General features: G+C 38.2%; 2 protein-coding genes, 2 rRNA genes and 2 pseudogenes. 4 read left to right on the forward strand and 2 right to left on the reverse strand.

The annotated features are described in order from the left end of the window. Positions 1-278 precede the first annotated feature (278 nt). From BHE89_RS07920 to BHE89_RS07935, 4 genes and pseudogenes are all read left to right on the forward strand, one after another. Complete coding sequence (locus BHE89_RS07920; RefSeq protein ID WP_069370116.1) at positions 279-980, forward strand: tRNA-uridine aminocarboxypropyltransferase; 702 nt, start codon at positions 279-281, stop codon at positions 978-980. 28 nt (positions 981-1,008) lie between these two features. After that, positions 1,009-3,679, forward strand: a pseudogene (locus tag BHE89_RS07925) (bifunctional acetate--CoA ligase family protein/GNAT family N-acetyltransferase). A gap of 178 nt (positions 3,680-3,857) precedes the next feature. Continuing rightward, positions 3,858-5,215 (forward strand): annotated as a pseudogene (pssA, locus tag BHE89_RS07930) (CDP-diacylglycerol--serine O-phosphatidyltransferase). 138 nt (positions 5,216-5,353) lie between these two features. After that, complete coding sequence (locus tag BHE89_RS07935; RefSeq protein ID WP_069370022.1) at positions 5,354-5,701, forward strand: YfiM family lipoprotein; 348 nt, start codon at positions 5,354-5,356, stop codon at positions 5,699-5,701. Between the two features lie 83 nt (positions 5,702-5,784). Here BHE89_RS07935 and rrf read toward each other — a convergent pair. Both rrf and BHE89_RS07945 read right to left on the reverse strand, forming a co-directional pair. Then, positions 5,785-5,901: ribosomal RNA gene (gene rrf / locus BHE89_RS07940) — 5S ribosomal RNA — on the reverse strand. A 117-nt stretch (positions 5,902-6,018) separates the two neighbouring features. Then, positions 6,019-6,104 (reverse strand): 23S ribosomal RNA (locus BHE89_RS07945); the annotation flags it as partial.

Consider the following 6,104-nt stretch of genomic DNA (forward strand, 5'->3'; position numbering starts at 1 on the left):
TTATTTTTAGCAATTTCAAGATTGAGGCTCAAGCTATCATTATTAAAAACCTGAATATCAAAGATATCAAATAGATTTTTAATTTCATTATCTTTAATACTCTGTTGATTAGGTATAAAAGCGATTGGCGTTATACTCATAAATCACCATAATTTATTAAATAATAATAATCCTATTACCACCCTATAAATTAACTTTCATAAAAAAACAACTGATAGTAGACCTTTGGGTATCATGATAAAATTCAATTCTTTTTTATGAGTATTGGTCAATCTGTTATGCATGACAATGCAGTCTCTCGACTTCGTCAATATCGACTTTCTATTTCAACTCGCCCTTTTAAAGCGCGAGGTTTTCGTACAAAACGTTGCACTTTTTGCTTATTACCTGAAAAACAGTGTCTTTGTAACACCATTGTCAATCAACCAGCAAAAAGCCAATTTTGTTTATTGATGTATGATACTGAAGTGATGAAGCCAAGCAATACGGGAAAATTAATTGCCGATGTATTACCAGACACACACGCTTTTTTATGGTCTCGAACCACTCCAGACCAAGCTTTGCTTGATCTAATCAATACACCAGATAGACAAGCTTATGTTGTTTTCCCCGAAAGCTATGCATCAAGTGAACGCGTTGTATACAACCAACTCCCTACCAATAGTAAACCCCCTTTGTTTATCCTTCTCGATGGTACTTGGAGTGAAGCACGCAAAATGTTTCGCAAAAGCCCCTATCTCAATTCATTGCCCCTCTTTTCTTTAAATGAGGCAAGTAAATGTGAGTACATCCTTCGCCAAGCAGCAAGAGAAGATCAGCATTGTACCGCAGAAGTGGCGGCTTCTATTTTAGAGAATGTCGGCGATATTCAAGCTTCACAACAGCTTTTTTCTCATTTTAGTTACTTTCGTCAACAATATTTACTTGGAAAACCAGACCGGAGTCAGGCAAAAGAAGAGCAAATCAGCTACATTGAATAGCAGTTGATAATGAAACTCTGGAGTAGATATGAGCCAAAGAGGTCTTGAAGCACTATTACGTCCTAAATCTATTGCGGTGATTGGTGCCTCTGAAAAATTAGGTCGAGCAGGAACCACCATGATGAAAAATTTGCTCAGTGGTGGATTTAATGGTCCAGTGTTTCCGATTAATCCCTCTCGTAGCTCAGTCTCAGGTGTTTTCACTTATCCTTCTATCGATAAGTTACCTCAAGTTCCTGATCTTGCGATTATTTGTACACATCATCGCCGTAATCTTGAGCTACTAAAACAATTAGGTGACTCGGGTTGCAAAGCCGTGATTGTGCTTTCTGCACAACCAGAACAATTTCAGCCAATAAAATTACTTTGCCAGCAATATCACATCCGTTTACTTGGCCCAAATAGTTTGGGACTTTTAGCACCGTGGCAAGGTTTAAATGCTAGCTTTTCACCTCTTCCGGTTAAAAAAGGAAAGTTAGCTTTTATTTCGCAATCAGCTGCTGTCGCCAACACAATTTTAGATTGGGCTTATTACCGTAATATCGGTTTTTCCTATTTTATTGCGTTAGGTGATAATCAAGATATTCAAGTCGATGATTTATTAGATTTTTTGGCAAGAGACAGTAAAACCAGTGCTATTTTATTGCATCTCGAACATATAAAAGATGCACGACGTTTTATGTCAGCATCGCGTAGTGCTTCTCGTAATAAACCGATTCTGGTGATAAAAAGTGGACGTACTCAAAAAGCTCAACTGTTATTGGGTGACACACCCAGTTATGACGTGGCTTATGATGCAGCTTTTCAACGTGCAGGTTTATTACGTGTACAAGATACCCATGAAATGTTTTCTGCAGTTGAAACACTTAGCTATATGACGCCTTTAAAAGGCGAAAGATTAATGATCATGAGTAATGGATCTGCACCTGCTGCGATGGCAATAGATGAACTCTTTCTCCATTCAGGAAAGCTCGCACAACTTACCTATGAAACAAAACAAAAACTACAAAGTGTTATTCAAGAAGAAAATGCCATTCGCAATCCACTAAACTTAGGTGATGATACAACCGTTGATCGTTATATTTTAGCATTGAATTGTTTGTTAGATAGCCATGATCATGATGCTTTACTCCTTATTCATACACCGAGTGCCATTGCTCCTAGCATTGAAACAGCACAACGCGTCATAGATGCCATCAATAAACACCCTAGACGTAAATGGCTTACCGTCTTCACTAACTGGGGGGGGGAGTATTCATCTCAGCAATCACGTAAATTATTTAGTGAAGCAGGAATTCCAACTTATCGAACACCTGAAGGTGCCGTCACCGCATTTATGCATATGGTGGAATATCGTCGAAACCAGAAACAGTTAAAAGAAACGCCTGCATTGCCTTTAGATGTCAAAATGAATACACGACAAGCACATCGTTGTATTGAAGAGGCATTAAAAAATAAGCAATATCGATTAGATACACACCAAGTTCAGCCAATTATGGAAGCTTATGGCTTTCATACACTGCCTACTTGGATTGCCCATAATGCGCAAGAAGCCGTTAGTATTGCTGAGAAAATTGGCTACCCTGTTGCACTGAAATTACGTTCTCCTGATATCCCTCATAAGTCCGAAGTGCAAGGTGTTATGCTTTATCTTCGAGACAGTACAGAAGTATCATCAGCAGCTCATGCGATTATAGAGCGGGTTACAGAACTCTACCCTCAAGCGCAAATTCAAGGTTTATTAGTGCAAAGTATGGCAAATAGAGCGGGTTCCCAAGAGTTACGGGTCGCAATAGAGCAAGATCCTATTTTTGGTCCATTAATTGTATTAGGTGAGGGAGGCGTTGAATGGCAAATAGAAACTAAAGCGGCTGTTGCTTTGCCTCCTCTTAATATGGCGCTTGCCCGTTATCTGGTTATTAATGCGATAAAAAAGTGGAAAAATACAGCCTAGAAGCGCTTTACAACCCCTAAATATATTAAGTCTAAGCCATTTTTTAGTGCAGGTTTCTCACTTACTTTTAGATTGCCCACAAATTGTCAGATTAGATATTCATCCTCTACTGGCTTCAGGTAATGATTTTACATTACTCGATGTCGCGATGGAGTTAGCACCTCTACAAGGCGACCCTCATCAAAGACTGTCTATTCGCCCTTACCCCAATGAATTAGAAGAAACTTTTTTTCTAAGAGATAACAATCCTTGTTTTATCCGCCCAATCTTGCCAGAAGATGAGCCATTACTGAAAACATTTATAAACCAAGTAACAAAAGAAGATCTTTATTATCGCTATTTTAGTGAAATTAGTGAATTTACACATGACGATCTCGCGAATATGACACAGATTGACTACGATCGTGAAATGGCTTTTGTCGCGATTAGAAATCTCGAAGATCAACCTGAAATTATTGGGGTTGCCCGTGCGATGGCTGATCCCGATAATCAACATGCAGAATTTGCTATTCTTGTGCGTTCTGATTTAAAAGGAAATACTTTAGGTCATCAACTTATGACTAAACTGATCAACTATACTAGAGAGCATGGCATTAAACGTCTAACCGCGATAACAATGCCAGAAAATCGCAACATGATAAGTTTAGCGAAAAAACTGGGATTTTCTGTTGAAGTACAATTTGATGAAGGAATAGTCAATCTTGATTTACAACTTGGATCCTCAAAAGAGTCACCAATGCTATAATCATAAGAGAAAGTTTCTTTATGTGATTGTTCACGCATCCTTTGATAAATTAGCTATATATGATGATTTTATGCGTACATCCCATATAACTAATGTTATGATCAGAAGATCGGTTAAAGAAAATCCACATGGACGATGGCTCCATCAGCCATCATAAACAAGAGAATTAAGCACTGTGATGTTGTCTAAACTAAAACTTGCTAAGCATCAACAACACCTTGCACAACTGCCTAAATTAGCTCAGTCAGTTGCTGATGTTGAAACGCTTTATCAGACGTCCGCGTTTCGCAGCACCTTATTGAAATATATAGCTCAAGCAAAGAAAGAGATCTTTATTACGGCTCTTTACCTAGAGCACGATGAGGCGGGTGAAGAGATCCTTGATGCGCTTTACAGCGCAAAACAACAACGTCCTGAATTATCCATTACCGTTATTGTTGACTGGCACCGTGCTCAGCGTGGGCGTATTGGTGTCTCTGCTGATGCAACAAATGCAGATTGGTACTACCATGTTGCACAACAACACCCTGATATCGAGATCCCTATTTATGGTATTCCCGTAAACACTCGTGAAGCATTAGGAGTATTACACCTTAAAGGCTTTATCTTCGATGATACGATTATTTATAGTGGTGCAAGTATTAATAACGTTTACTTGCATAAACTGGATAAATATCGCTATGACAGATATCACATCATCCAAAATAGAGAATTAGCCTCCACAATGAAGCAATTTATTGTGACTGATCTTTTACAATCAGAAGCAATTCAACGATTGGATATCAAAGATAGAATTCGTTGTGCCGAAATTAAAAACTGTATTCGTCAATTTCGTTTTAATTTACGTACTCGTGATGGCTATGATATTAAAGCCAATGCTTCTAACAATGAACTGGCAGTAACACCTTTAATGGGTTTAGGTAAGAAGAATATCTTAAATAAGACAATTTCTCACCTTATGGCTTCTACTGAAGAAAAACTTGTTATTTGTACACCTTATTTTAATTTACCTGCGATCCTTGTACGCCAAATCAGTCATTTGTTAAGAAATGGCAAACAGGTCGAAATTATTATTGGTGATAAAACCGCAAATGACTTTTATATTCCCCCCGAAGAGCCATTTAAAATTATTGGTGCTCTACCTTATCTCTATGAGATCAATCTGCGTAAATTTACGCAACGTTCCAACGATTTATTGATAATGACCAATTAACAGTAAGACTTTGGAAAGATAGCGATAACACCTATCACTTGAAGGGTCTGTGGGTAGATGATAACTGGCAATTAATTACTGGTAATAATCTTAATCCACGTGCATGGGGATTAGATTTAGAAAATGCCATATTAATTCATGATCCTAAACATGAATTGCATGAACAACGACATAAAGAGTTAGCGTGTATTCGCCAACACACAAGCGTTGTGAAACACTATCAAGATCTAGAAAGCATTAAGCTTTACCCACTAAAAGTGAAGAAATTAATCAAACGATTACGACGTATTCGTGTTGATAGATTAATCAGTCGTATACTTTAATCGACGCTTCATTTGATAAGCCTTGCTAAATAACAGCAAGCTTTTTTGTTTGATAAAATTTTTTCTTAAATCATCCCTTATCTTTAATAATCCTCTATATTAAAAACACGCTTATCAATGAAAAGACTTTTATTTTTTATGAAACTAAAGCTTAAGTATCACTCTCTAATTATTTTATTATCAATAGTGATTTTAAATGGGTGCCAGTCATTTCATTTTGCCAATGATAATTGGAAAGGCAAAGATAAAGCCCAGCATTTTTTATTTTCAATGGCAGCATCTGCTGGTGCAAATGCGTATGCAGACCATCAAAATTATGGTTATAGAGAGGGATTATTAATTGGGCTCTCAGTTTCTATTAGTTTAGGTGCAGCAAAGGAGCTTTATGATAGTCGCCCAGATGGTACAGGCTGGAGCTGGCATGATTTCGCTTATGATGTTGCAGGGGCGGCGGCAGGTTCATTGCTTTATCAGCAATTAAAATAATGTTTCATCTCCAAAAAGTAAAATAGAGAACTCCAGACGCAAAAAAGCCAACCCATTGGGTTGGCTTTCTCGTCTTATTTAATGCCTGGCAGTTCCCTACTCTCACATGGGGAGACCCCACACTACCATCGGCGCTACAACGTTTTCACTTCTGAGTTCGGCATGGGATCAGGTGGGACCGTTGCGCTATGGCCGCCAAGCAAATTCTGTTTTATTACCCGTGCCTCACCTTTTAACGGCTCGTCACCAGTAATTATCAATCTTAAACAAGCTTACTTCATCGTTTTGTCTCTCTGACAAAACACCTTCGGTGTTGTCAGGTTAAGCCTCACGGTTCATTAGTACTGGTTAGCTCAACGTATCGCTACGCTTACACACCCAGCCTATCAACGTCTTAGTCTTA

This window comes from Shigella sp. FC1967 (genome assembly GCF_001743005.1).
GTDB lineage: Bacteria > Pseudomonadota > Gammaproteobacteria > Enterobacterales > Enterobacteriaceae > Proteus.